This is a genomic window from Vibrio sp. YT-19(2023) (genome assembly GCF_033337395.1).
On sequence record NZ_JAWOQN010000145.1, the window covers coordinates 1 to 1,117 of the forward strand.

Below are 1,117 nucleotides of genomic sequence, written 5' to 3' on the forward strand. Positions count from 1 at the left end.
CGTTGGTTGAGTTATGGCAAACAGAGCCAAGCAAAGATCTAACTCCTCATCTCAATGACTTACTCGGTCAATCTCTTTCGAAAAATTGTGGCAAATCACTGACAGGTGTTACCTTGCCTGATTGGATCAGTGGCGTAAACGTGATTCGTCAAACTATCCAAAGTCCGGGGCGCGACACTTTCCGTTTGGTGATCAAACTTAGAGCGACAACAGATATTGAGGACATATCGTTTCGTCGTTGGGTTGATGAGTCTATCTCTGGTGACAGCTCTTTCAGTTATGAAGAGCAAGCTGATGGGACAGAAATAGCAAACGAACGCAGTTTTCTCAAGCGATACAACCTCACAGGTAAACTGGAAGCCGGTTTGTATCACTTGTCCGTTGTATCTAAAGATAAACAAGTTTACCGAACTTGGGTGATACTCGGAGACTCAAACTCCTCCCAATATGTTCGCTGGACATCAAAAGAGAACTGGAAAGTAGAAAAGAGTGCACTTCGCAATCCTCATTGCCCATTACCTCAATTGGAAGTCGGTCTGTACGACTATGTGGATGGCCAGTATGAGCAGATGTGGAAGAAAACCTACGAATCTAATTACCCAAACTCACTTGAATTAGCTGGTGTACCAAACGATAGATATGTTTTAGCGGTAAGTATCAACAGTAGACGTTGGCAAGGGGACATAATTGTTGAGCAAGCTCAAACAATCAGCCGTACTTATGATCTTTCTCAGGAAGAATAATTAAAGAAATAACATTTGTGCCGATATAAGTTCAGGAAGAACTAAAAACACAAGTGTAGTATAAAAACCCAATCCAAAATTATAGCAACCACCATTACAGCATCACTATTTGCGAATGTCGCTTCTGCTGCGACTTATGCTATTGAAGCACGTAGCGATGCAATGGGTGGTGTTGGTACCGTTTCTGCCTCTTATCTGACCGCTCCATTTTTCAACCCTGCGTTAACTGCAATTTACCGCCGCAATGACGACGCGGGTATGATCATTCCAAGTTTCGGTATAAGTTATGACGATCAATATAATCTTATTGACGAAATCGAGCGCATTAGTAAGCTGACCGATGTTGATGAGATCAAAAAATCCATGGATGCTAT

2 protein-coding genes are annotated in these 1,117 nt (G+C 42.3%); both read left to right on the top strand.

Features of this window, described 5'->3' with window-relative positions:
* The coding region (locus tag R7E78_RS24465; RefSeq protein WP_318058385.1) for a DUF2861 family protein at window positions 1-743 on the top strand (743 nt) is incomplete at its 5' end.
* Window positions 744-803: 60 nt separating this feature from the next.
* The coding region (traF, locus tag R7E78_RS24470) for a conjugal transfer protein TraF (protein WP_318058386.1) at window positions 804-1,117 on the top strand (314 nt) is incomplete at its 3' end.